General features: G+C 68.1%; 2 protein-coding genes. Both read right to left on the bottom strand.

Annotation, left to right across the window (positions count from 1 at the left end; genetic code table 11):
- The coding region (locus BEN49_RS15000) for a 7TMR-DISM family protein (RefSeq protein ID WP_141765684.1) at positions 1-972 on the bottom strand (972 nt) is incomplete at its 3' end.
- A gap of 214 nt (positions 973-1,186) precedes the next feature.
- Positions 1,187-1,415 (bottom strand): hypothetical protein (locus BEN49_RS28115; RefSeq protein ID WP_158022947.1); only part of this gene is annotated, 229 nt, incomplete at its 5' end.

Below are 1,415 nucleotides of genomic sequence, written 5' to 3'. Positions count from 1 at the left end.
GGCCCGCGGGGCCCGCGCCAGCACGGGCCCAAACAGCAGCGCGTAGGCCCCCGCGCACGCCACCGCCCCCACGCTCAGCCCCGCGCTGAGGCGCCACAGGCGCGGCCAGCCCCGCCGCAGCCGCACGAATAGCCCCATGATGCGCAGCCCGCAGGCCAGGGCCAGCAGCAGCACGCTGTACTGCCCCAGCCGCCAGCCCAGCCCGTAGGCCCACTGCGGCAGCAGCCAGGCATCAATGCCGTCTTCCATCAGCAAAAACCAGGTGATGAAAAACACGTAGGCCCCGTACCAAAGGTGGATGCGGTCGCGCAAAAAGGCGTAGAGAATGAGGTTGAACAGGGCGCTGCTGAGGTACACGCCCAGCAGCCACACCCAGTTTTTGGTCATGAAAAACCCCGATTCGTAGGCCAGGTAATCCTCGGCCGTGGTCAGGTCGGTGGGCAGGTACAGGGCCCCGGTGTGGTTTTCCACGCGCAGGTACACCACGGCCTGCGCGTGGGCTTCGAGCCAGAACGGCAGGCAGCTGGCCCGCGCTGGAAACCCGCGCCGAGCGGCCACCACGCGCCCGCTGGTGGCCGCCACCCGGCGCGGCACGCCGCGCCCGCCGGGCTGCACGTACAGCGTGGCGCTGTCCACAAACGTGTACAGGCTCCACACGAAGCGAGTGCGCTGGGGCAGCGTGTTCACCACGGTGGCCCGCAGCCACAGCCGGTCCTGGGTGTAGCCCACCTGAAATACGCGCCCCGGCGGCACCCCCCTGAACCGCCCAGCGGCCCACAATGCCGCTGCTTCGGCCCCGCTTTTTGGTTGGGCGCAGGCGCCGAGGCAGTAGGCGAAGTAGTGGTTCCAGGGCCCGTCGTTCACGGCTTGCAGGAACAGGGTATCGGCGGCCAGGGGCCCCGGGCGGGCCCCCACCGGCCCGGCCAGCAGCCCGCCGCACCCCAACCAGCCAAGCAGCACAATAAAACGCATGGAATGCTCGCCACCGCTGTTTTACCCGGGAAGCCCCACAATATATAACAAAGTTTTTTTATTAATTTACCGGGATGCCAAAGGATGCGCACAGCCGCTTAGCCCAGGCAACCAACTGGCCCTCAGCCATACTTCCCCTGGACCTCGAGTAGACTTTGAGTACTGAGGTACGTGCCTACCGCCAAGTTGCGCTGGCAGCGCACGCACCTGCCCCCTAGCGCCGCCGCACCACCACCCCGAACCCCAGCGGCCGGGTGGCCAGCGAATCCTGAAACGTGACGTCGAGCACCACGTGGGGCCCCGGCCGGGCCGAGTCGGACGCAAACCGGAACTGGTAGAATAGCAGTGCGGGCCGCCCCTCGGGCAGGCGCCAGCCCAACTTGTACAGCTCGATGGCGGGGCCCCAGCGCCGGGCCTGCGCCCGCAGTGCCGCCACTTGGGCC

It is taken from the genome of Hymenobacter coccineus (assembly GCF_001816125.1).
GTDB lineage: Bacteria > Bacteroidota > Bacteroidia > Cytophagales > Hymenobacteraceae > Hymenobacter > Hymenobacter coccineus.
This window is presented reverse-complemented; position numbering and strand designations above follow the sequence as displayed.